At 72.5% G+C, this 23,675-nt stretch carries 21 protein-coding genes; 15 read left to right on the top strand and 6 right to left on the bottom strand.

What is annotated here, in order from left to right:
- The first annotated feature begins 25 nt into the window (after nt 1–25).
- From ABT171_RS10850 to ABT171_RS10820, 7 genes are read left to right on the top strand one after another with little or no spacing between them, the layout of a single operon-like run.
- Nucleotides 26–670, top strand: a complete 645-nt coding sequence (locus ABT171_RS10850; RefSeq protein WP_351242072.1) for a 4Fe-4S single cluster domain-containing protein — start codon at nt 26–28, stop codon at nt 668–670.
- Nucleotides 667–2,076, top strand: a complete 1,410-nt coding sequence (locus ABT171_RS10845; protein ID WP_351242070.1) for a coiled-coil domain-containing protein — start codon at nt 667–669, stop codon at nt 2,074–2,076. The genes ABT171_RS10850 and ABT171_RS10845 overlap by 4 nt, the downstream gene beginning before the upstream one ends.
- Nucleotides 2,073–4,100, top strand: coding sequence for an AAA family ATPase (locus ABT171_RS10840; protein ID WP_351242068.1), 2,028 nt, complete (start codon nt 2,073–2,075; stop codon nt 4,098–4,100). Before ABT171_RS10845 ends, ABT171_RS10840 begins: the two co-directional genes overlap by 4 nt.
- Nucleotides 4,101–4,104: 4 nt before the next feature.
- A complete protein-coding gene (locus tag ABT171_RS10835; RefSeq protein ID WP_351242066.1) occupies nt 4,105–5,655 on the top strand; it encodes an Hsp70 family protein in 1,551 nt (516 codons plus the stop codon).
- A gap of 1 nt (nt 5,656) precedes the next feature.
- Nucleotides 5,657–6,844 carry a TRAFAC clade GTPase domain-containing protein gene (locus ABT171_RS10830; RefSeq protein ID WP_351242064.1) on the top strand — a complete coding sequence of 396 codons (1,188 nt, stop codon included), beginning with the start codon at nt 5,657–5,659 and terminating at the stop codon, nt 6,842–6,844.
- Nucleotides 6,841–9,288, top strand: coding sequence for a GTPase-associated protein 1-related protein (locus tag ABT171_RS10825; RefSeq protein WP_351242062.1), 2,448 nt, complete (start codon nt 6,841–6,843; stop codon nt 9,286–9,288). The genes ABT171_RS10830 and ABT171_RS10825 overlap by 4 nt, the downstream gene beginning before the upstream one ends.
- A gap of 7 nt (nt 9,289–9,295) precedes the next feature.
- Nucleotides 9,296–10,840: a TRAFAC clade GTPase domain-containing protein gene (locus ABT171_RS10820; RefSeq protein ID WP_351242060.1), complete on the top strand. Its 1,545-nt coding sequence runs from the start codon at nt 9,296–9,298 to the stop codon at nt 10,838–10,840.
- Nucleotides 10,841–10,936: 96 nt separating this feature from the next.
- Here ABT171_RS10820 and galE read toward each other — a convergent pair whose 3' ends face one another.
- Entirely contained in the window at nt 10,937–11,935 is a 999-nt protein-coding gene (galE, locus tag ABT171_RS10815; protein ID WP_351242058.1) for a UDP-glucose 4-epimerase GalE, read from the bottom strand.
- A 211-nt stretch (nt 11,936–12,146) separates the two neighbouring features.
- Here galE and ABT171_RS10810 point away from each other — a divergent pair, with 211 nt between their 5' ends.
- The 5 genes from ABT171_RS10810 to nudC all read left to right on the top strand — a co-directional run bounded on the left by ABT171_RS10810 (nt 12,147) and on the right by nudC (nt 16,370).
- Complete coding sequence (locus ABT171_RS10810; RefSeq protein WP_351242056.1) at nt 12,147–12,851, top strand: beta-ketoacyl-ACP reductase; 705 nt, start codon at nt 12,147–12,149, stop codon at nt 12,849–12,851.
- 85 nt (nt 12,852–12,936) lie between these two features.
- The gene (locus ABT171_RS10805; protein WP_351242054.1) at nt 12,937–14,031 is read left to right on the top strand and encodes an NADH:flavin oxidoreductase/NADH oxidase; all 1,095 of its coding nucleotides are present in this window, start codon (nt 12,937–12,939) and stop codon (nt 14,029–14,031) included.
- A gap of 54 nt (nt 14,032–14,085) precedes the next feature.
- The gene (locus ABT171_RS10800; protein ID WP_351242052.1) at nt 14,086–14,700 is read left to right on the top strand and encodes a methylglyoxal synthase; all 615 of its coding nucleotides are present in this window, start codon (nt 14,086–14,088) and stop codon (nt 14,698–14,700) included.
- Between the two features lie 3 nt (nt 14,701–14,703).
- The gene (locus ABT171_RS10795) at nt 14,704–15,438 is read left to right on the top strand and encodes a type 1 glutamine amidotransferase domain-containing protein (protein WP_351242050.1); all 735 of its coding nucleotides are present in this window, start codon (nt 14,704–14,706) and stop codon (nt 15,436–15,438) included.
- A complete protein-coding gene (nudC, locus tag ABT171_RS10790) occupies nt 15,438–16,370 on the top strand; it encodes an NAD(+) diphosphatase (protein ID WP_351242048.1) in 933 nt (310 codons plus the stop codon). The genes ABT171_RS10795 and nudC overlap by 1 nt, the downstream gene beginning before the upstream one ends.
- Before the next feature lie 73 nt (nt 16,371–16,443).
- Here nudC and ABT171_RS10785 read toward each other — a convergent pair whose 3' ends face one another.
- From ABT171_RS10785 to ABT171_RS10770, 4 genes are all read right to left on the bottom strand, one after another.
- On the bottom strand, nt 16,444–17,121 hold the full coding sequence (locus tag ABT171_RS10785) for an MmyB family transcriptional regulator (protein WP_503074724.1): 678 nt from the start codon (nt 17,119–17,121) through the stop codon (nt 16,444–16,446).
- A gap of 364 nt (nt 17,122–17,485) precedes the next feature.
- A complete protein-coding gene (locus ABT171_RS10780) occupies nt 17,486–18,013 on the bottom strand; it encodes a RidA family protein (RefSeq protein WP_351242044.1) in 528 nt (175 codons plus the stop codon).
- Nucleotides 18,014–18,033: 20 nt separating this feature from the next.
- Nucleotides 18,034–19,113, bottom strand: a complete 1,080-nt coding sequence (locus tag ABT171_RS10775) for an alpha-hydroxy acid oxidase (protein WP_351242042.1) — start codon at nt 19,111–19,113, stop codon at nt 18,034–18,036.
- On the bottom strand, nt 19,113–20,462 hold the full coding sequence (locus tag ABT171_RS10770; RefSeq protein WP_351242040.1) for an MFS transporter: 1,350 nt from the start codon (nt 20,460–20,462) through the stop codon (nt 19,113–19,115). Before ABT171_RS10770 ends, ABT171_RS10775 begins: the two co-directional genes overlap by 1 nt.
- A gap of 131 nt (nt 20,463–20,593) precedes the next feature.
- Here ABT171_RS10770 and ABT171_RS10765 point away from each other — a divergent pair, with 131 nt between their 5' ends.
- Nucleotides 20,594–20,905 (top strand): ArsR/SmtB family transcription factor, encoded by a 312-nt coding sequence (locus ABT171_RS10765; RefSeq protein ID WP_351242038.1) that lies wholly within the window; start codon nt 20,594–20,596, stop codon nt 20,903–20,905.
- Nucleotides 20,906–20,923: 18 nt separating this feature from the next.
- Here the strand turns inward: ABT171_RS10765 and ABT171_RS10760 are convergent, their stop codons facing one another.
- Complete coding sequence (locus tag ABT171_RS10760) at nt 20,924–21,652, bottom strand: ArsR/SmtB family transcription factor (RefSeq protein ID WP_351242036.1); 729 nt, start codon at nt 21,650–21,652, stop codon at nt 20,924–20,926.
- 126 nt (nt 21,653–21,778) lie between these two features.
- Here ABT171_RS10760 and ABT171_RS10755 point away from each other — a divergent pair, with 126 nt between their 5' ends.
- The gene (locus ABT171_RS10755; RefSeq protein ID WP_351242034.1) at nt 21,779–22,657 is read left to right on the top strand and encodes a ThiF family adenylyltransferase; all 879 of its coding nucleotides are present in this window, start codon (nt 21,779–21,781) and stop codon (nt 22,655–22,657) included.
- The gene (locus tag ABT171_RS10750; protein WP_351242032.1) at nt 22,645–23,661 is read left to right on the top strand and encodes a methionyl-tRNA formyltransferase; all 1,017 of its coding nucleotides are present in this window, start codon (nt 22,645–22,647) and stop codon (nt 23,659–23,661) included. The genes ABT171_RS10755 and ABT171_RS10750 overlap by 13 nt, the downstream gene beginning before the upstream one ends.
- The last annotated feature ends 14 nt before the right edge of the window (nt 23,662–23,675 follow it).

The following is a 23,675-nucleotide window of genomic DNA, read 5'->3' as shown; positions in this document are numbered from 1 at the left end:
GAGGGCACATGACCGGGGAGGGCACATGACCACCCACCTGTCCGTCGCCCGGACACTGGACCACTGCACGGTCCTCGGCCCCGGCACCCGCGCGGTCCTCTGGGTCCAGGGCTGCCCGCTGCGCTGCCGGGGCTGCGTGGCCGCCGAGACCCTGCCCTTCGAGGGCGGCACCAGCCGGACGGTCGCCGAACTCGCCGACTGGCTGTGCGGGCTGGACGGCATCGAGGGCGTCACCTTCTCCGGCGGTGAGCCGTTCAGCCAGGCCGGGGCGCTGGCGGAGCTGCTCGACGCGGTGCGGGAGCGGCGTCCGGACTTCGGCGCGATGGCCTACTCCGGCTTCCGGCACGAGGCGCTGCGGCGCGGCGGCCCGGACCGGCTCGCCCTGCTGCAGCGTCTTGACCTGCTGGTCGACGGGCCGTACCGGGCGGCGCGGCACGGCAGCCTGCGCTGGCGCGGCTCGGACAACCAGCGGCTGATCCCGCTCACCGACCGCTATCTGCGGGCCCTGGCCGAGCCGGACACGACCGCCGGGATCGAACTGTCGGTGGACGCCGACGGATCCCTCTCCTGGGCCGGGGTGCCGCCCGCCCCCGGATTCCGGGAGGGACTTGAGGAGCAGCTCGCGGCGCGGGGGTTCGTGCTGCACACCGAGGCACGGAGGGAACGATGAGCGGATCACCGAAGTACAGCAGCGTCCGCGTCGGCGCGCAGTACGCCCAGCGGGAGGCGGCGGAGCGCCGGCGCCGGGCCGAGGAGCGCCGGGCCCGGGAGCGCCGGCGGGCCGCCGAACGGGCCCGGCTGGCCCAGGAGGCGGCCGCCCGACGGGAGCGCGCCCGCGCCGAGATCGCCCGGAGGGAAGCCGAGGCGGCGGCCCGGCGGACGGCCGAGCGCAGCGCCCGGCTGGCCCGTGCGCAGGCGGAGCAGACCCGGGCCGACGAGCGCGCTCTGGAGGAGGTACGGGAGCTGATCGCCGAGGCCCGGCGGTCCGGGGCCCGGTCCGGCACCGGGGCCCTGGAGCGGCAGCTGGCCGGACTACGGGAGCGGGCCGCCCGCGGGGAGCGGCTCGGGGACGCGGTGGAGGAACTGCGCGGCCGGGTCGTGAGCCTTGGCCCGGCGGCGTCCGGCGACCGTACGGATGACCGCGCCGCCGTCCTGGCCGGCCTTGAGCACCGGCTCACCGCCGCCGGGCCGGACGCCGCCACCCTCGACGCGGACGGCCACCGGCGCTGCGCCGACCTGCTCGGCCGGCTGCGCACGGCCGCCGGACCGGGCCAGGAGGTCCGTTTCGAGGCCCTGCTCGGCACGGTCGAACACGCCCTCGCCCGGCATGCGGCCACGGTCGCGGACGCGCGGGAGGCGGCCCGGCGGCAGGCCCTCGCGGAGCAGGAGCGCGAGGCGGCGGAGGCGGCCGAGCGCGAGCGTGCCGAGGAGGCGCGGGCGGCCCGGGAACTGGCCCTCGCGGAGGCCGCCGAGCGGCTCGGCGTCGTACGCCCGGCGGCCGAGGGCGTGCTGGACAGCGCCGCCGATCTCGGCGACCCGGACCTCGCCGACGAGATCGGGGACGCCCTGCGCGCCGTCACCGACGCGCTGACCGCCCGTTCGGCGACCGAGGCCCTGGAGGCGGTCGCCGGCCTGGAGGGCCGGCTCCCCGACGCCGAGCGCCGGCTGGACGAACTGGAGCTGGCCTACCGGCGGCGCCGGGACCTGGTGGAAGCCCTCCGGGACGCCATGACCGGCGAGGGGTTCGCCTTCGAGGGCGGTGAGGACGAGGGCGGCAGCTTCCGGCTGCGCTTCACGCGGACGACCGGGGCGGCGTACGAGACCACGGTCGCCACCGAGGACGACGGCACGCCGGTCCTCGTCTACCACGTGGAGGGCGAGCCGGACGTGACGCTGCACGCCCCGCAGGACGAGGCGGTGTGCGACACCACCGAGGCACTGCTGGAGCGGGTGCACGAGGCGCTGGGCGGCGACGACGGCTTCGTGGCGGGCGAGCTCACCTGGGAGGGCAAACCGCCGGGCCGGCGCGCCAAGCCGCTGCCCCGCGAGGCCTCCTGGAGGTGGACGACCCCGTGAGCGCGGCCGACTTCACCAAGGGGGAGGACGGTACGGGCCCGGTCACCGCCGACGGCATGATGCCGCTGTGGGCGGTGTCCCTGGGGTGGGAGCTGCGGCGCGGCCGGCAGGTGATCCTCAACGGGCAGATCCGGGACCGCTGGTGGTTCGAGGACCGGCCCGCCTCCTTCCCCGAGCTGCTCGCCGGGGTGCTGGAGGCGCGCGGCGCCGATGTGGTGGGCTGGTGGGACCCGGTGGCCGGACTCACCTTCCCGCTGCCGGGCCACGCGGAGCGCTTCGCCCGGCTGGAGGCGAACCGGCCGCGCGCGGCCACCGGGAACGAGAGCCGGGACGCACCGGCGGACGACCGGCGACAGGCCGGCCGGGAGACACCCGCGGACGACCGGCGACCGGCCGGCCGGGGCACACCCGTGGACGACCGGCAACAGGCGGACCCGCGCACCCGGCGTGCCGCCGAACGCGACCGCGACCGGTCGAGCCTGCTCGCCCCCCGTGCGGCCGGCCCCCCGCGCTCCTTCGACGACGTGGTCGCCACCGTGCACCGGCTCGCCGCCTCCCGCGACGCGGCCACGGCCTTCGTCTTCCAGGACGTCGACCACCACCTCCCGCCCGGCCAGCCCGAGTCGAACGCCGGCTACCTGCGGCTCCGCGCGGCGATGACGGACGCCGTGACCCCCCGCTCGGCCCTGTCGGGCAGGCCGCCGCACGCCCGCAACGCCGTCCTGTGCGCGGTGGGCGACGTCGGCCGGCTGCCCGGCTGGTTCCACCTGGAGGACCCCCGGATCGCCACCCTGCACATCGGCCCGCCGGACCCGAGCGAGCGCCGCCTGTGGCTGACCTGGCTGCGCGGCGACTTCAACGGCGCCCCGGACGCCGCACGGCACGACATCGAGGCCCTGGTCGGTGCGACCGACGGCATGTCCGGCTGGGACATCGACGCGCTCGCCCGGACCTCCTGGCTGCGCGACGCGCCCCTGCAGAAGCCGGACAAGCTCCTGGAACTGCACCGGCTCAACGTGAGCGTCGACCCGTGGACCCAGCTGGACCGGGAGACCGTGGCCCGCGCCGCCGGCGTCCTGGGCGCCCGGGTCGTCGGCCAGTCCAAGGCCGTCGACGCGGTGGCCGCCGCGCTGCAGGCCGCCTTCGTCGGCGTCGACTTCGGCGGCTCCGGCACCGCACGCCCCCGGGGCGCGTTCTTCTTCGTCGGCCCGACGGGTGTCGGCAAGACCGAACTCGCCAAGGCGGTCGCCGAGTTGATGTTCGGCGACCAGAGCGCGTACGCCCGTTTCGACATGAGCGAGTACCAGCAGGAACACGCCGCCGAACGGCTCGCGGGCGCGCCGCCCGGCTACATCGGCCACGAACAGGGCGGCGAACTGACCCGCCGGGTCCAGGAGCGGCCGTTCAGCGTCCTCCTCTTCGACGAGATCGAGAAGGCGCACCCGCGGGTGCTGGACAAGTTCCTCCAGATCCTGGAGGACGGCCGGCTCACCGACGGCCGCGGCCAGACCGCGTACTTCTCCCAGTGCCTGATCATCTTCACCTCCAACACGGGCGCGGAGGCGGTCCAGGGGCTGCTGTCCGAAGGCGGCGACGAGGTGCCGTACTCCGCGCTGGAGGCGCACTTCACCCGGGCCGTGGAGGAGAAGTTCCGGGCGATCGGCCGCCCGGAGATCTACGGCCGCCTCAAGCCGGGCGTGGTCGTCTTCGACATGCTGCGCCGCGAGCACATCGTGAAGATCGCCGACCGGCTGCTGGGCCAGCTCACCGAGTCCGTCCGCGAACGCCACCAGGTCGAGCTGGTCCCCGACACGGACAGCCTGCACCCCTGGATCACCGGGCGGATGAGCGACCCGGAGCACCAGGCCTACGGCGGCCGGCAGATCCGCAACGAGCTGGAGCGGCTGCGGGCGGCCGTGGTCGCGCACTTCCTGGCCCACCGCCCCACGCCGGGCAGCCGGATCCGGCTGGGCACCGCCGCCGACGGCACCCCGTGGGTCAGGACCGAGGAAGGGAACGGCTGAACTCATGCTCGGCATCGACATCGGCCACCGCGTCGCCCGCGTCGGCCGCGTCGGCCCGCAGGGCCGGCCCACCGTGACGGTGACGGACCTGGCCGGAACGGACCCGGTGGCCGACCCCGCCGCCGCCCTGACCGCGCTCCTCGACGGGGCCACCGGTGAGGAGGCGGTCCTCGCCCTGCCCGCATCCGCCGGTCGCGAGGCCGAGGCCCGGCTCCGCCGCGCCGCCGAGGACGCCGGCCTCCGCGTCCACAGAGTCGTCCCGGAACCGGTCGCGGTGGCCCTGCACTACGGCGCCATCGACGAGGGCGTGCACCGCACGGTCCTGGTGGTGGACCAGGCCGGGGCAACGGTGGACCTGACGGTCCTGGCCATCACCCCGGACCTGACGGTACGCGTCGTCACCACGCGCACCGAGGAGCTGGCCGGCGACCACGCCCGTACGGCGACGGCCCGGGAGCTGTCCGAGGCGGCCCCCGACGCCGTACTCCTCTCCGGCGACCTGTACACCACGCCCGCCCGCCGCGAGGACATCGAGGACCTCCCCGAGGCCCAGGGCGTGACGGTCCGCTGCACCGACCCCGAACTGGCCGTCGTGCACGGCCTGCTGCTCCTCGAAGACTTCGGCCTGCTCCGCATAGCCACGGGCCCGGCGCCGTCGGGCACCCACTTCCCCCCTGCCCTGGAGGACCCGGAACCGCAGTCGTGGCCCCCTCCCGTGGAGGATCCCGAGCCCGCAAGCGCCCTGAGGGCGCGCGAGGCCGAGACATACGCGGCTCCGCCGCGTGGGCGCGAGCAACCCCCACCGCCCCGCCGTGAACCCCCCACCGCGACCACCCCGCCCCTCCCCCCACCCGCCCCGGAACCCGACCCGGCACCCGAAACGCAGCCGGAACCGGCCACCACCACCGCCGCCCTTCACTCCGTCCCCGTGACCCAACTCCAGTACATCCGCCGGGACGACCACCTCCTCGTCCTGTGGGCCTGGCCCGACTCCGCCCTCACCGCTCGCGTCCGCTGGCGCCGTGAGGACGCGACCGCGACCGGCGACGGCCCCCGTGAAGGCGACCTCCGCTGTCAGCGCCGGGTCTACGAACACGACGGCGGCCTGGACCTGCCCGTCGGCCGGGGCGCGATCACGCTCACCGTCGAGGCCCTGGTCCCCGGCCCCGCCGTCGACACCGAGGGGGCGGCGTCCCTCCGTGTCCCGGCCGAACCCCCCATCGTCGAGTACGAGCCCTCCGTACGCCGCCGCCTCACCGGTGCCCGCGTCGCGACCGTCACCTTCACCGCCCGCACCGGCTGTGACCTGCCCGCCCTGCGGATCGTCCACGGCATCGGCCGCTACCGCCCCACCAGCACGGCCGAGGGCACCGTCCTGCACGAGGTCCCCGCCCAGCGCCTGCCCGCCGGCACCCCCCTCACCGTGGAGTTCCCGCTCCCCGGCGGCAAAGGCCCCTCCTGGCTCGTCTGCTTCCCGGCGGACGGCCCCGACCCCGACCGAGAACGCGACATCGACATCCGCCCCACGGCGCTGCACCGGCTGCGAGTGACCTGACATGGCCAGACGACTCACCTGCCCCTACTGCTACGAGACCTTCGCCCCGCGGGAGATCCGGTTCCGCTGCAACAGCCGGCTCAGCCGCACCCGCAAGCAGTGCCAGCGCCGCCGCGACCCGGTCCTCGACGAGCGCTTCGGCAAGCGCCCCAGCCACGACGTGGGCCCGGACTTCACCGCCGACGGCCGCAGGTCGACGGCGGTGTGCCCGGACTGCGACGGCGAGACGACGTACCGCATCTGCCCGGTCTGCCACGTCGAGCTGCCGGTGCAGTTCGGGATGGTCGAGAACCGGCTGATCGCGATGGTGGGCGCGCGGTCCTCCGGCAAGACGATCTACATGACCGTGCTGCTGCACGAGATGCGCAACCAGGTCGGCGAGGCCTACGGCGCCTCGCTGATGGGCCTGGACGACACCACCATGCGCCGCTACAGCTCCGAGTACGAGGACCGGCTCTACCGGGACCGGCAGATGTTCCCGCCCACGCAGACCGCGACGACCAACGCCAACCGGGTGGAACCGCTGGTGTTCCGGTTCGGGCTGCGCCGCAGGGGACTGTTCGGGGAGCGGCCGCAGCACACCGTGCTGTCGTTCTTCGACACGGCGGGCGAGGACTTCAACAGCCGGGAGAGCGTGGAGCTCAACACCCGTTACCTGACCAACGCGGACGGCATCATCCTGCTGCTCGACCCGCTGCAGATGCCGGGCGCCCGGGACAACGCGGCGCCCGGCACACAACTGCCCAGCGCGGACGGCATCGATCCGCCGATCAACGTGCTGAGCCGGGTGAGCAGCATGCTGCTGGCCGCGCAGGGCGGCAAGGCGGCGAAGGTCCACACCCCGATCGCGGTGGTCTTCTCCAAGATGGACGCCTTCTGGCATCTGATGGAGAACGGCAGCCCGCTGCGCTCGCACGCACCCGCGCGGGGCCGTTTCGACGTCGGCGACAGCCTCAGCGTCCACGAGGAGGTGCGCCAGCTGCTCAAGGAGTGGGACGGCGTGCCCATCGACCAGTCCCTGGAGAACACCTTCGCCCGCTACCGCTACTTCGGTGTCTCCGCGCTGGGCCGCAGCGCCACCCCCGAGTCCCGGGTCGCGGACACCGGCATCCAGCCCTACCGGGTCGCCGACCCGCTGCTGTGGCTGCTGAGCGAGTTCGGTTCGGTGCCGAGGGCGGGCCGCGGATGAAGGGTTTCCAGCAGCTCTACTACACCTCCTGCGAGCACGGGCTCAGCGGTTCCTCCGGCTTCCAGTTCAACGCGGTGAGCGAGCAGGTCTCGGCCGAGACCCGGCACCGGGTGGAGGGCCTGGCCGGGTACGAACCACCGCGCGCCCTGGCCGAGTCGGACACCCCCGAGCAGCTGGCCCGCTGCCCGGTGAACCTCTGCCACACCCCGGGCCGGCAGGGCGGCGCCACCACGCTGTGCGTGCGCTACGTCGGCCGGGACTCGGCGCGCCGCTTCGGTAACTACTTCGCCCACGCCCTGCACACCGAGGGCGAGTTCACGCCGGACAGCGGCGGGCTGCTCGCGATCGAGCTGTGGGACTCCCCGCTGTGGAGCGCACGGGTCGCCGACACGACCGAGCTTCCTGAGCTGCCCGCGCCCCTGCCGCGCGGCCCGCTGTCCCCCCGCTCGGCGCGCGCCTTCCTGCGTGCGCACCCGCACGCCGAGCAGCTGCCGGCCCTGCTGGCGGCGGTGTTCGCGGCGCTCGCGGAGGACGGCTCGGTGGTGGTGATCGACGAGACCACCGACCGGATCGCCCACTGGTTCGCGACCGTCTCCTACCTGCTGCCCCCCGCGCTGGCCCGCACCCTGTCCTTCGCCACCTACCTCTTCCGTCCCACCCGCAGCCGGCTGCACCTGATCGGCACGGTGCCCGGGGCGCACCCGGCCTTCGGCCCCGACGACGAGGAGTCGTACACCGTCTTCGACTTCTCCGCCGGCCGCTTCCCCGAGGTGGTGCCCATCCACCATCTGGTACGGCTGCTGACCCGGATCGGGGTCGGCTCCATCCGCTCGGTGTGGTCCTGGACGGCCGAGTACACGCACGGCCAGGAGCGGGCCCTGGGCGACTGGCACGCCCCGGTGGCGGCGGCCGCGGCGGCGGGCGGCATCGACCTGACCGACGCCGACGTCCGCGCGGTGATCGACTGGCTGCCCGGCGCCGGTCATCTCGGACCGCGCCGGGCGGCGGTGGCGGCGGACCTCCACCACAAGCACCGGGACCTGGACGACGACCAGATCGCGGCGCTGAGCGCGGCCGCCGAGGCGGGCGGCGACACGGCGCTGCACCAGGAGCTGGAGGGCAAGCTCCACCAGTCCCGCATCCGCGCCTATGTGACCTGCGTGGAGAACGCGCCCGGCCCGGTGCCGATCACCCACCCCGCCGAACGGGAGCGGGCCACCGCCCTGTGGCAGCGGCTGGTCGGCGAGACCGCCACCACCCGTCAGCGGGTGCGGCTGCTGCTGTGGGCGGTGGGCGCGCGGCTCGCCCCGCCGCCCCGGCTGCTCGCGGCCCAGAGCCTGGAGCTGGCCCGCGCCCTGCTCGGCTCCCCGGGCGCGGGCCCCGGCCTGCGCGAGGAGGCCGCCCGGCTGCTGGGCGCCCTTCCGGAGTTCAGGACCGCCCTGACGACCGCGGTGCAGGAGGTGCTGGACGAGCGGGGCGGCGGCCAGGAGCAGCTGTTCGCCCAGTTCCCGGCCCGGTTGCTGGACGAGCGGGACCTCGACGGGCGGCCCCGGCTCCTTGAGCACTACTGGCGGGCACAGGCCGAGCGGGAACCCGCCCGCACGGTCGACCTGCTCTTCCGGATCCTCCAGGTGCGCGGCCAGGCCTCGCCGGACGCGGAGCTGCTGCGGGGGCTGTGGCGGCAGTCGTCGCTGACCTGGACGTACGAGGAGGCGACCGAGATCGCCCACCGGCTGCCGTGGGACCAGCCGGTGGACGAGGCGGTCGGCGAGTGGTTCGACCGCGCGGTGAAACAGGAGGTCCGCGACGAGCAGGGCCTGCGGGCCTGCCTGGTGCTGTGCGACACCCTCACCGCGCCCGGCTGCTTCGCCCGGCTGCGGGCGGTCACCCAGGAGTGCGTGCGGACCGTCCTCGGGCTGGACGCGGCCCTGCGCGAGGCCACCGAGGCCACCGCGCTCGCCCGCGCGTTCAGGATCCCGCAGATCGACGCCTGGGCGGCGCCCCGCGCCCTGAAGCACCACCGGCTGCTGCCCGCCCTGCTCCGGCTGCCCGCCGACCCGGGCCGGCTGCGCACGGAGATCGACGCGTTCGGCTTCTCCCTCACCGACGGCTATCTGCGCGCCGTGCAGCGGGCCGTGCTGACCTCGGGCCGTGTCGACGAGGTGCTGTTCAGCCATGTCACCGGGGTGATCGCGGTCAACGACGAACGCGTCGCCCTGCCGCAGGCACACCTGGAGATCATCGAGACGCTGCGCCTGCACACCGCCCAGCACTGGCGGGCGGAGGACCTGGACCGCCTGGCCCGCGCGCTCCGCCCCTACGACACGCGCCTCGCCGACGCCTATCAGGAGTACGCCGAGAACCGGGTGGGACGCATGAGGAAGTGGAGCCGCAGGCTCACCCAGCGGCGGTCTCCGGACGGCCCCCGACCAGACGAGGGGTGAGCCGGCGATGGACGACATCCTGCTCTTCATCCTCATCCCCGCGGCCTTCCTGGTCCTGCTCCTGCTCTACCTGTTCGTCGCCCCGGCGATCGCGGCGCTGCGCGGGGCCGCCCTGGTCAGCGAACTGCTCTGGCGCTACTGCCGGTTGCTCGACGGCGTGCTGCGCCTGCGCACCCCCGAGTTCGTGTCCCTCCCGCCGTACCGGCCCGCCGACGAACTGGCCCACCGCAACTACTTCTTCGGCCCCGCCACCCGTGACCTGCGCCAACTCCTCACCCAGGGGCGCAGGTTGTACGTCCGCACGGTCACCGACGCCTACCGCCGGGTGACCGCCCGCCAGTTCACCGCCCCCTCCGTGCACCGGTCCGCCTCGGTCCCGTACGGCCTGACCCTCTATGTGGGCCTCGGCATCGGCGCCGGCGTCGCGGTACCGGTGCTGGGGGTGCTCCTCGGCGTGCAGGCGCTCGGCGTGGCCCTGCTGATGGGCGGTGCCCGGCTGACCGCGCTCACCCTGCGGGCCGCCGACCGGGCGGTGATGGTCCTGCGCGGGCTGCCCCGGGGCATGCTGTGCCCGAGCTGCTTCGAACGCGTCCCCTATCCGGCGTACGACTGCCCCCGCGCGACCTGCCGGCGCCGGCACGCCGACATCCGGCCGGGTACCTTCGGTCTCTTCCGGCGCCGGTGCGCCTGCGGCGAGCGGATTCCGACCCTGCTGATGCTGATGGGCAGGGACGCCCGGCTGAGCGGCCACTGCGTGCACGAACACTGCGGCAAGCCGATGAACCCGGACGCCGGGCACATGCCCGAGCTGATCCTGCCGCTGGTCGGCGGCCGGGCCGCGGGCAAGACACAGCTGATGGCGGCGATGGTGAGGTCACTGGAGAAGGCGGCGGAGGACGGCGGGCCGGCGGTCCGGCTCGCGGACGCCGAGTCGAGTGCCAACCAGCGGGTGCTGAACGAGGTCCTGGAGATCCAGGGCCACACCCGCCCCACCCAGAAGACGCTGCCCCGAGCCCATTCGTTCGTGCTCGGCACCGGCCGCGCCGAGCGGCTGGTGCACATCTTCGACACGGCCGGCGAGCGGTTCGTCAACCGCGAGGAGACCGACGCGCTGCGCTATGTCCGCGAGGCCCGCACCTTCCTCTTCGTCCTCGACCCGATGGCCGTCGACGCGTTCTGGACCCGCCTCGACGCGGCGGGCCCCGAGGTGGACCGCACCCTGGCCTCGACGGTCGACCCGGAGGACGTGTTCGCGCGCTCGATCCAGACCGTACGCACCATGGGCACCCGCCTCGACAAGGCCCGCCTCGCCGTCGCCGTCAGCAAGCGGGACCTGCTGTCCGGCCGGCCCGCCCTGCTGCCCGACCGCCCGGACGAGAGCGACCCGGTCCGGGAGTGGCTGTGCGAGCGGCTGGGCCTGCGGAACCTGGTGAAGACGATGGAGCTGGAGTTCGCCGAGGTCCGCTTCTTCTGCACGGCGGCGGTCGCGGACGAGGAGGGCCGGGTGGATCCCAGCATCGGGGTCTTCGTGGAGTGGTGCCTGCGTGAGTGAGGTGCCGAGCGGGTGGCACCGCGCGGTCGCCGCCGGGAGCCGTTGATCCACTCCGCGGAGGGCCGGGCGTCCCCTCGCCGGGAAACCAGCAGCTGTCTACTTGTGCGCCCGCGCGGTCCTGCGCGCCTCGGGGTGGCGCAGGCACCAGCCCTCCCAGGCCGAGGAGACCATGTCGGTCACGCCGTACCGGGCGGACCAGCCCAGGTGCTGCCTGATCGGAGTGGCGTCCGCGACGACCTTCGCGGGGTCTCCCGGGCGCCGGCCGACCACCACGGGTTCGGTGTCGTAGCCGGTCACCGTGGTGATGACGTCGATCAGCTCACGCACCGAAAGGCCCTCGCCCCGGCCGACGTTGAAGGTCCGGGCGACGCCGTCGTGCTCGCGCAGGTGGCGGGTGGCGGCCAGGTGCGCGGAGGCGATGTCGGCCACATGGATGTAGTCGCGCACGCAGGTGCCGTCCGGCGTGGCGTAGTCGTCGCCGAAGATCTGGGGCGCCTCACCGGCGGTGAGCTTCTCGAAGACCATCGGGACGAGGTTCAGCACGCGCTTGTCGGCCATGGCCGGGGCGGCCGCCCCGGCGACGTTGAAGTAGCGCAGGTTGATCACGTCCACGCCGTACGCCCGGTGGGCCGCCATGCCGAGCCATTCACCGATGAGCTTGGTCTGGCCGTACGGGCTCATCGGACCGCACGGGGTTTCCTCGGTGACCAGGTCCACATCCGGCATCCCGTAGACGGAGGCGCTGGAGGAGTACACCAGCTTCCGCACCCCGGCGGTGTTCATCGCGGACAGCAGAACGCGGAACCCCTCGACGTTCTGGTGGTAGTGCGCCAGGGGGAGTTCGACGGATTCACCGACCTGGGTCCGGGCGACCAGGTTGACGACGCCTTCCACCTGATATTCCTGAAAAACTCGGTCCAGGGCTCGTTCATCGCGGACGTCGGCGACGACAAGGGGAACTCCCCCGGGCACGTTGGACTTCGCTCCGGTGGAGAGGTCGTCCACGACGAGCACGTGCTCTCCGGCGTCGTGCATTGCCTTCACGACGTGTCCGCCGATGTAGCCGGCGCCGCCCGCGACGAGCCAGAACTTCATATGCGCTGTTCCTTTGGTGGTGCGTGCAGTAGTCGGCCAGTGAAAAAGACCCGCGAGCGGATTGTCAACTCGGCTTCTTGTCCCGTCGGATGAACTCCTACTTCCGAAAGTGCGAGTTGCTGATACCTGTCTCTACTCTCTGACTTGTCGGCGCCGGCGGGGGAGCCATCCGAATGGATGGCGGCCGCGCACGACAGGCAAGGAGAAAGCTGTGGGACGCTCAGTTCTCATCACCGGCGGGAATCGGGGAATAGGGCTGTCGATCGCCCGGGAGTTCGCCGCGGCCGGCGACCGGGTCGCCGTCACGTACCGCTCGGGCGAACCGCCTGAGGGGCTCTTCGGCGTCCGCTGCGATGTGACGTCGGCGGCGGACGTGGAACGTGCCTTCACCGAGGTGGAGGCGGAGCACGGGCCGGTCGAGGTGGTGGTGGCCAATGCCGGTATCACCCGGGACAGGCTGCTGCTCAGGATGGACGAGGACGACTTCGGTGCCGTACTGGACACCAACCTCGGCGGGGTCTTCAGGGTCGTCAAGCGCGCCGCCCGGGGGATGCTGAGGGCCAGGTCGGGACGGATCGTGCTGATCTCGTCGGTGGTCGGCCTGTCGGGTGAGGCGGGCCAGTGCAACTACGCCGCGGCCAAGGCGGGCCTGATCGGCTTCGGCCGTTCGCTGGCCCGGGAGTTGGGCAGTCGCGGGATCACCGTGAACATCGTGGCACCGGGCATCGTGGCGACAGACATGACAGCCGTGCTCCCGCCGGAGCGCAGGGACGAGATCTGCGCACAGGTCCCGCTGCGGCGGATGGCGGAGCCGGGTGAGATCGCCCCGGTCGTACGGTTCGTCGCCGCACCGGAAGCCGCCTACATCACCGGCGCGGTCATTCCCGTCGACGGCGGCCTCGGCATGGGGCACTGAGCCCCGGCCCGGATCACCCGGCCCGGATCACTTTCAGATCCCGTTCAGCCAGATCGCGTTCAGCGCCACTCCAAGGAAGCCAGACATGAGCAGACTCTTCGAGCCCATCAGACTTCGCAATCTCACCATCCCCAACCGTGTGTGGATGGCCCCCATGTGTCAGTACTCCGCGGCCTCCAGCGGCCCTGAGCTCGGCGTACCCCACGACTGGCACGCCACGCACCTGACCACCCGCGCGGTGGGCGGGGCCGGCCTGATCATGGTCGAGGCCACCGCGGTCAACCCGGAGGGCCGGATCACCCCGGGCTGCCTCGGGCTGTGGAACGACCGCCAGCAGGAGGCGTTCCGGAAGATCAACGACGCCCTGCTGGAGCACGGCACCGTTCCGGCGATCCAGCTGGCCCATGCCGGACGCAAGGCCTCGACGGCGGCGCCCTTCCGCGGCGGGAAGCCGGTCGCCCCGGCCGACGGCGGCTGGCAGACGGTGGGACCGAGCACGGTGCCGTTCGGCGACTACCCGGCCCCGACCGAGCTGACGACCCGTGAGATAACCGGGATCGTCAAGGACTTCGCGGAGAGCGCCAGGCGGGCGCTGCGTGCCGGTTTCCAGGCCGTCGAGGTGCACGGGGCGCACGGCTTCCTGATCAACTCGTTCCTCTCGCCGTACAGCAACAAGCGGACGGACGCCTACGGCGGCTCCTTCGAGAACCGCATCCGGCTCGCCCTGGAGATCGTGGACGCGGTGGGCGAGGTCTGGCCGGACGACCTCCCGATGTTCTTCCGCACGTCGGCCACCGACTGGCTGAGCGAGGACACCCGGGACGACCGTGAGGGCTGGACCGGCGAGGACACCGTGCGGCTGGCGAGGGAGCTGATGGAGCACGGCATCGACCTGCTCGACGTGTCCAGCGGCGGCATCGCCCCGGACGCCCGGATCCCGGTCGGCCCCGGCTACCAGGTTCCGCTGGCGGAGCAGGTGCGCAGCGAGACCTCGATGCCGGTCGGCGCGGTCGGCAAGATCACCGAGCCGTGGCAGGCCGAGGAGATCCTGGAGCAGGGCAGGGCCGATGTCGTACTGCTCGGCCGCGAACTGCTGCGCAATCCGTACTGGCCGCAGTACGCCGCGGCGAAGCTCGGCGGCGAGTCGAACTGGCCCGACCAGTACGGCTACGCGGTATAGGCGCCGGGCGCCGGAGCAGACGCAGGACTGATGAACACTACGGGGGTAAGTGACATGCGCATCGCGCTCATCGCCCATGACGGCATGAAGGCGGTGATGGTCGACTGGGTCGGCCGTCAGTACCGCGAACTCGCCCGGCACGAGCTGGTGGCGACCGAGTCCACCGGCGCCTTGCTGGCGGAGCGGTTCGGGCTGGCCGTCCACCAGGTGGCCAGCGGCCCACTCGGCGGGGACCAGCAGATCGGCGCCATGATCGTCGATCAGCGGGTGGATCTGATGATCTTCTTCTGGGACCCGATGGGGGTGCACCCGCACAGCCCCGACGTGCAGGCACTCATGCGGCTGGCGGTCCTTCAGGACGTCCCGATGGCGCTGAACCCGGCCAGCGCGGACCGCGTCCTGCGGTCACTGGCCGCGAACGGCCGGCCGGAGGGCACCGGTGTCCCCGCCGGCCGTCGGCGGACGCCGTCGGTGCGGCCCGATGCCGCCCGCCGGCGGACACCGTCGAGCCCCGCTGCCGGCTCCCGGCCCGCGGCCCCGCCGACGGCCTCGCGGCGGTCCCCGGCCTCCCGGTGGGCCGACACGTCCCCGCCCCCTACGGCGTCACGGCGTGGCCCCTGGAGCGCACACCGCTCCGGCCGCCCCGCCACCGTCCCCTCCGAGAGGTAACCCATGACCACGTCTTCTTCCCCCTCTTCTCCCTCTTCCCCTTCGGCCGCGTCGTCCGCGAAGGTCCTTCTCGCGCTCACCAGCCATGGCGAGCTGGGGGACACGGGCCGCAGCACCGGGTTCTACGTGCCCGAGGCGGCGCACCCCTACGAGGTCTTCACCAAGGCGGGGTACCAGGTCGACTTCGTCTCCGTGCGCGGCGGTTCGTCGCCGTTGGACGGTGTCGCACCCGACGACGAGGACGCGGCCCGGTTCCTCGCCGATCCGGCGGTGGCCGCGAAGCTCGCCGACACGCCGACCGCGGACCGGCTCGATCCCGCGGACTACGCCGCCGTGTACTTCGTGGGCGGGCACGGGACCATGTGGGACTTCCCCGACGCCACCGAGCTGACCGCCTTCGCGGCGGCGGTGTACGAGCGGGGCGGCGTGGTGGCGGCGGTCTGCCACGGGCCGTCCGCGCTGGTGAATCTGCGGCTGTCCGACGGGACACACCTGGTCGACGGCAAGGAGGTCGCGGTCTTCACCAACGCCGAGGAGGAGTCCGTGGAGCTGGCCGAGGTGGTTCCGTTCCTCCTGCAGACGCGGCTGACGGAGCGCGGGGCCACGGTCCGCACCGGTCCGATGTGGGCCGAGAACACCGTGGCGGACGGGCGTCTGGTGACCGGGCAGAACCCCGCATCCGCGGCGCGGGTGGCCGAACTCACGGTGGGGATCCTCGCGTCGGGGACCGCGTCGTAGTGCGGACCGCAGCCGCCGCCGGGATGCCGGAGCCGGCCCTGTCCAGGGCCACGGTGGACCGCGCCGGGGAGCACCGGACGGACGAGGCCTGGCTCGGTGCGGCCTGGCTCCGCGAGAGCACCCGGGTGGTGCTGGTGGCCCGGGACCGCACCCTGGTGGCCGAGGACGCGACCGGGCAGCCCGGCATCGTCCTGCTGCCGGCGCCGGCGGCACCCGACGGGATGCGGTACTACCTCGGCTCGGACACCGCGGGGGTGGACTACTTCGCCGTCTCGGTGTCCGACCTGGAGCCCCACCGGGCCCCCGGCGTCCGCGAGGCCGGACTCCGCGAGACCGGTACGCTCCTGGCGGCCCGGGACGTCGGGCTGCTGGTCCACGCCGTGGCGCTGGACGCCTGGCACCGGACCCACCCCTTCTGCCCCCGGTGCGCGCACCCCACCGACATCGCCTTCGGCGGGCACATGAGGCGCTGCCGCTCGTGCGGGACGGAGCACTTCCCGCGTACGGACCCGGCGGTGATCATGCTGGTCACCGATGCCGAGGACCGCTGCCTGCTGGCCCGGAACGCGGCGTGGGACGAGGGCCGTTGGTCCGTGCTGGCGGGGTTCGTGGACCCCGGTGAGTCACTGGAGCAGGCGGTCCGCCGGGAGGTGCTGGAGGAGGTGGGCGTCCGGACGGACTCGGTCGAGTACGCCGGGAGCCAGGCGTGGCCGTTCCCCGCGAGCCTGATGCTCGGCTTCTTCGGCCGGACCACGGATCCGCGGATCACGGTGGACGGCGAGGAGATCGCCCAGGCGAGCTGGTTCTCCCGGGCTCAGCTGCGGGAGGCGATGGCCGAGGGCGTGGTGGCGCTGCCGTCCGGTGTGTCGATCGCCCGGATGATGATCGAGCACTGGTACGGCGAGCCGCTCCCCCGGACCCCCTCCTGGTGAATCCGGAGGTGCCGGCCCGTCGGCCGGCGTCGCCCCGGCCCTCGTCCGGGACGACGCCGGCCGATGCCGCCCGCTACCGGGAACCCTCGGGCGGCTGCACCGGGATGAGCGAGACCAGCCGCAGCTCCCCGTTGCTCAGCGGAGAGGCCATGACGATCTCGATGGTCGTCGGCGTCTCCTGGCCCGCGAGGAGCACCTCGCGCCGATTCCCGTCCGCATGCTCGACGACCCGGTGCTCGCGCCACAGCCGGCGTGCGCACGCGCTGGTTTCGAGGATCTCCCCGACCACCGTGCTCAGCCGGGTGTTCTCCGGGTGGCGAGCCTGCGCCATCCGCATCTGGGCCAGCATCGGCCCGGCCCAGTCCTGCTCCCAGTTGTGGAAACGGATCCGCCTGCCGGCGTCGGGGGCGAACACCTCCTTGGCGATGTTCTGACCGGCGACCCCGGAGGGGAACCATTCGCTGAAGGCCCGGTTCTGGTAAATGACGTCCCAGGCCGTGTCGGATGCGTAGGCGGGCCACGGCTGGAGTTCGAGCAGGTGCCGGACTCCGTCGGTGATGCCGGTGTCCTGGCAATTCGCGGGGCTCGTCGGCTCCCAGCCGACCGCGTGCAGGAACAGCAGCTTTCGTTCGGCCTCGTCGAGTCTCAGGGCACAGGAGACCCGGTTCAGGAAATCCTCCGAATACTGCGCCGCTCCGCCCCGTTCGAACTTCCCGTACCAGACGCTGCTGACGCCGGTCAGCTGAGCCATGTCCTCCTGGCTGACCAGCCTTGATCTCCCCTGACGACTGCGCCGCAGTTCGGGGATCTGATCCCGCGTGAGCCGTCTTCGCCAGCCCTTCACCAGCGTGGAGAGGTGATCCAGCGAGCTCGTTTCAGTTGTCACAGACATTCCCCCGTTGACCTTGCTCGAACAGCCAAGGGTACCAATCATCAAGTTTCCGGTGATTCGCTGAACCCGGGTGAAATGGGCAGATCCCACGTCTCCTGCCCGGCTGTGACAAGGGCGGGACAGATAGCGGTTGTCCCGTAACAGAACCGGGACGGTCAACGAACTCTTCGCCGCCGCCCCGGCCTTCTTCCACAAGGGCTTCGAATAGCCCCCCGAAGAATCCCTAATACATGCTGTGTGTCTCCAGTTCCGCCTCGATCTCGACCGGGACGTTCCAGGGAAGGCCGGCCACCCCTACGGCCACTCGCGCGTGGGCGCCGATCTCGTCGCCGAAGACGTCGACGAGGAGTCGGGAGGCCGGGTTGAACACGGCGGGGAAGTCGGTGAAGCCCGGGGCCGAGTTGACCATGCAGTGCAACGAGCACCAGGCCTTCACGTCCGCGAGGTCCCCGACCGCTTTCTCGACGCTCGCGAGGAGGGACAGCAGCGTCCGTACGGCTGCGGTCTGGGCGCTCGGCAGGTCGATCTCGTCGCCGACGGTTCCGTAGGGGCCGGTGACCACGCCGTCATGGCTGGTGGGGATGTGCCCGGAGACATGGACCCGGTTGCCGACCCGGCGGACGAGGCTGGCCGGGATGCGGGCGCCGGCGGGGCTCGGAACCTGCCACGGGGTGGGGAGCCCGAACCCGTGGGTCGCCAGCCTCTGCCGGATCAGATCGCTGCTGACGGACCGGGGGGCGGTGTGTGTCATGGCTTCTCCTCGTTCGTGGGTCAGGGGGTACGGGCGGGGACCAGCAGGCTCGGGCCGGCGTCCTCGATGTCGGCCAGCCCCGTCAACTGCATGTCGAGCGTGAGTTCGTCGAGGAGGAGGCGCAGGACGCTTGTCACGCCCTCCTCCCCGTCGCTGGCGAGGCCCCAGAGATAGGGGCGCCCGATGAGCACGGCGCGGGCGCCGAGACAGAGGGCTTTGAGGATGTCTCCCCCCGTACGGATTCCGCCGTCCAGGTACACCTCGGCGTCCTGGCCGGCCTCCTGTGCCACCTCGGGCAGGCAGTGCAGTGTGGGGCGGTCCCCGTCGAGTTGACGGCCTCCGTGGTTGGAGACGATGACGGCCTTGGCGCCGAGGTCGATCGCCCGCCGGGCGTCCGAGGCGCGGGCTATGCCCTTGAGGACGAGCGGCAGCGAGGTGATGCCGGCCAGCCAGTCGACGTCGTGCCATGTCAGGCTCGGGTCGAAGTTGAGCGCGAACATGTCGGCCAGGGAAGGGGCGGCGGAGACGGGGCGGGCGCCGCTTCGGGCGAGAGCGGCTTCGAGGATCACGGGCCGTATGTGTGCCGGGGAGCCGAAGCCATGTCGCCGATCCCGTAACCGCCGCCCGGGCGCGGGGGTGTCGACCGTCAGGACCAGCGCGCGGACGCCCGCCTGCTCGGCTCGGCGCACCAGTTCCGTGGTGAGGGTCCGGTCCCGGTGCAGATAGAGCTGGAACCAGACGTCCCCGCCCACCGCGGTGACCTCGGCGACATCGGTCGAGGACAGGGTGGACACGACGAAGGGCAGATCCGCTTTCAGCGCGGCCGCCGCAGTGGCCAGCTCCCCCTGCGCATGGGCCAGTTGCTGCAGCGCTGTGGGCGCGAGCAGTACCGGAGCGGCGGCGGCCCGGCCCAGGATCCGGGTCCGGGTGCGGGGGCGGGAGACGTCGGTGAGGACCGTGCGGTTGAACCACCAGTCCCGGTAGGCCGCCTCGTTGTCCCGTGCGGTCCGCTCCTGGCCGGCGGCGCCGTCGTAGTAGTCGAAGACGTCGCGGGGCAGCACGTCCCGAGCGCGCGCGCGGAAGTCGTCGAGGGCGAGCATCAGCGGGCCGGCCGGGGAACGGCGCGCAGGGTCAGCACGGCTGCGGCCAGCCACAGCACGACGGACAGCACGCCGACGTGGTGCAGGCCCGTGGTGAACCGGTCCGGGGCCTCGGGGTCCTGCACCATCGCGCCGAAGACGGCGATGCCCAGGGCGCCGGCGGCCTGGCGGGCGGTGTTGTTGACGCCGGAGGAGAGGCCCGGACGCTCCGGTGGGCCCGCCTGGAGGGCGGCGGCGACCACGGAGGGGGTCAGCAGCCCCATGCCGAGGCCGAGGCCGAGGAGGGCCGGCACCAGGGTGAGGTAGGACGAGCCGGAGGTGATCAGCGGCAGGAAGGCGGTACCCGCACAGCCGAGCAGCAGTCCGGCGAGCATCGGCGGGCGCGGCCCGTACCGGGCCGCCAGGCGTCCGGTGAACGGCGCGCACACGGCGAGCGGGACGAAGAGCGGCAGCAGCATCACGCCGGCCGTCCACGCGTCGTGGTGCTGGACCTTCTGCAGGTACAGAGTCACCACGAAGACGGCGCCGATGCCGACGAAGTTCATGGCGGCGGCGATGACGTTCGCACCGACGAAGTCCAGCTTGCGCAGCAGGGCCGGCGGGAACATCGGATGCGGGGCGCGCTGCTCCCACAGGGCGAGCAGGACCGTGGCGACCACGGCGACCGCTCCCGCCGCGAGGGTCTGCGCGGACGCGCCGGAGCGGCCCGCGGAGATCGCGCAGTAGACGAGTGCGGTCAGCGACAGGGCCGCGGCCAGCAGTCCGGGCAGGTCGAGGCGGCTGGTGCGGGCGGGTTCGTCCTTGCGGACGGCCCGCAGGGTCAGGGCGAGAGCCACCGCGACGACCGGCAGGTTGATCAGGAAGACGGAGCGCCACCCCGCTGCGGTGACCAGGACGCCGCCCAGGAGCGGACCGGCGGGCAGCGCGAGGGCCGAGATACCGGCCCAGACGCCGAGGGCCCGGGCCTTCTCCCCGCGTTCGGGGAACGTGCGGTTGACCACGGCGAGGGTGCTGGGCAGCAGCAGCGCGGCCGCCAGTCCCTGGAGTGCCCGCGCGGCGACCAGGACGGCGGTGTTCGGGGCCAGGCCGCACATCAGCGAGGTCACGCCGAATAGGGAGAGCCCCGCGACGGCCAGCGTGCGGTGCCCCCACCGGTCGCCGACCACTCCCGCGCCGAGCAGACACGCGGCGAGGACGACCGTGTAGGAGTCGACCACCCACTGGAGCCCCGCCAGGTCGGCGTGGAGCGCGTGGCCGATGTGCGGCAGCGCGACGTTGACCACCGTCACGTCGAGTTGTACGAGGAACATGCCGACACACATCACAGCGAGGGTCAGGGTGCGGCGCACGGGGGGTGTGGTACTTACTGGAATACGGGACTGTGCGGGGGAAGCGCTCGACGATGTGGACATGTACGCCATCGTCACCGGCAGACCGTTCGGTGCAGGTCGAATCATCGACGACAAAGGGACTCCACCACATGACCGCTTCCCGCCGCCCCAAGGCAACGCCCCAGCTGGACCTGGCCAAGGCGGCAGCACTGTTCTCCGTGCCGGCCCGCACCGAGATGCTGCTCGCCCTGGAAGACCGCGAAGCGTGCTCGGCCGGCGAACTCGCCCTCTGCGCGGGCGTGTCGGCCTCCACGGCGAGCAGTCACCTCGCGTACCTCCTGGACCAGGGGTTGCTGGCCGTGGAGCAGCGGGGCCGCAGGCGGCTGTTCCGCCTCGCCGACCCGCAGGTCAGTGCCGCGCTTGAGGCACTGCGCCTGCTGGCAGGGCTGCCGCGCCGGTAGCGGACGCGGCGCCGCCGGTCAGCCCGATGCCACGGAGGCCATCAGGGCCTCGCCGATGCCGAACGCGTCCGTGACGCCCTCGACTCCGGTCTCGGTGAGTGCGATGGCGCGTTCCTTGTCCCGGCGACGCCGGATCCACCCGAGTTCGAACATGCGCTGGGTGAGTGCCGCACCCAGGGCTCCGGCCAGGTGATGGCGTCGTACCGTCCAGTCCACACATCCCCGCGCCAGGGGCCTGCGCCCCGCCCGCACCGCGTCGCACGTGATCCCCAGGGGCGGGTCCGCGTCCCAGGCACCCGGGTCCACATGCAGCGCGCCGTCCTCTTCGCGGAGCGCACCGCGCTGCCGCAGGGCGTCCGCGATGGCCACTCCGAGACGACCGGCCAGATGGTCGTAGCACAGCCGCGCACGGGCCAGTTCGTCCTGGCGCCGGGCCGAGCGCAGTGAGTTCGGCGCACGCTGGGGCGCCAGGACCGCGAGCGTCTCCAGGGCCCGCCCCACCAAAGGGCCGGAGATGCGGTAGTAGGTGTGCCTGCCACACCGCTCCGTGGCCAGCAGGCCGTTGTCCACCAGACGCCCCAGATGCTCGCTCGCGGTCGACTTGCTGACCCCGGCGAGCCGGGCCAGTTCGCTGGCGGGCAGCCGCAGATCGTCCATCAGGGCGGTGACCATGGCGGCTCGGGACGCATCGCCCAACAATGCCGCGACGAAAGCTATGTCAGGTCCGTCAACCACGGTTCGGCTCATGCCGAACACCGTACTCGGTAGCTTCTTTCCCGCGCGGCGCCACGCCCCGCACGGCGGCGGCGCCCGCGAACACCGAAACCAGCGGGCGGCAAAGAATGCCCTACGAAACCACATGGCAGGTTTGAGATGGGTGTAAAGGTAATCCAGTACCGCGGCGACTATGACGACAAGCTGTACTGGGAGCGCGTCGACCGGAACCTCGGCTGGCTCGGCGACTCGGCGGAGGAGCAGCGCCGGCGCCAGGAAAGGCTGCGGGACTCGGTCATCGGCATCGTGGGAACCGGTGGGATCGGCGGTGCGGTCGCCACGCGCCTGGTGCGCATGGGGGCGCGCCACCTCAAGCTGGCCGACCCGGACGAATTCGACATCACCAACATTCAGCGACAGTTGGGGGCGTCTCTGGAGAACGTCGGCCGAAACAAAGCAGAGGTCGTCGCGGAGATGGCCTACGAGCTGACGAAGGACGTCAATATCGATGTCTATCCGGAGGGGATAACTCCGGATACTGCCGAGCATTTCATGGCGGACTGCGACTTCGTCATGGACCAGATGGAGTTCTATCAGGTCAAGAACCGCTACGCCTTGCACCGGGCGTTCCGCGCCAGTGACCGCTGTCAGTTCATGTTCAAGATTCCGACGGTGGGCCACAAGGTATTCGTCTTCACCTACACGAAGGAGTCCATGCCGATCGAGGAGGTCTACGACCTCCCTGAGGACGGCCCCATCGACGACGCGGCCGCCCGCCGGCTGATGGAGCGCATCATCCCCGAGATGCCCGAGTACCCGGGCACCAAGATGCTGGACGAATGGTTCGTGGACATGCAGCGCATGCCGATCTTCGGCGCCTGCCCCCCGCTGGCCGAAGGCATCCTCGTGGAACGGCTCGCCCAGGAGATCATGGACCTTCCCGGACGTGCGGCCCTGCCCGTGCAGCCCGGTTACGCCGTCTTCGACTCGCTCACCTGGGAGTCGAAGCTCGTGGAGCGGGCGTGGTGGGCGAAGTGACAGCCCCCGCACCGCCTGCTCCGATACGGGTCGTCCTCCTCTCCGAGGTCAACTCCAAGTTCGGAGCACCCTTTCTCGCCGAGTTGCTCGCGCATCCCGACGTGGAGGTGGCCGCGGTCCTGACCCGCCCGCCCGGCCGGTTGTGCAGCTACTACCTGGGCGAGCCGGATCCGGTGGACCTGGCCGAACAGGCATCCAGCGCCGGGGTCAGGGTCCTGCGCCCGCGCAGCGTCAACGATCCGGAGACGGTCGCCGCTCTCGCGGAGCTGGACCCCGACTACCTGCTGATCGCGAACTTCCAGCAGATACTGCGCGAGCCCGTCCTCGATGTGCCCCGCCGCGCGGTGGTCAACTTCCACCCCGGTCCGCTCCCTCGCTACGCCGGCCTCGCCCCGTTCTTCTGGATGGCCCGCCATGGCGAACGGGATTCCGGGGTCACCGCGCTGATCACCACGCCGGGCATCGACGACGGTCCGGTGCTCGCCCAGCGGCCGGTGCCGCTGGACGGGACCGAGGACGCCGGGCAGATCCGCGACCGGCTGTTCAGCGAATCCCGCCGGCTGCTGCGCGAGGTGATCCCCCGGCTGGTCGCGGGAGATCTGGCGGCGATACCGCAGGACCCGGAACAGCGCACCTACTTCTCCAGCCCCGGGCCGGACGACACGTCCATCAACTGGTCGTGGAACGCCGAGGAGGTCTTACGAGTGGTGCGTGCCTGTCACCCCCAGCCAGGCGCCCTGATCGCCACGGACGGCACCGGGCTGCGGGTGCACGAGGCCCGGGCGCTGCCCAGGGAAGCGGCTCCCGGCACCGCCCACTCTCCGGGAACGGTCCGGTCCCACCCCCGGCACGGCTTGATGATCGCCTGTGCGGACGCGTGGATCCAGGTGCTTTCGCTCAGCTGGCACCCTCAAGGCGGCTCCGCGCCCTCCTCCAGCGGTGGCGTGGACGACCCCGATCTGTCCGCCGGCCTCGTCGAGCTCTTGGCAGCCCACACCGAGTAACAGCCCAGCAACGG

The sequence above is a fragment of the Streptomyces sp. NPDC001851 genome (assembly GCF_040297165.1).
GTDB lineage: Bacteria > Actinomycetota > Actinomycetes > Streptomycetales > Streptomycetaceae > Streptomyces.
Note: the sequence above shows the minus strand (reverse complement) of the source record. Positions and strands in the feature narration are given on the sequence as shown.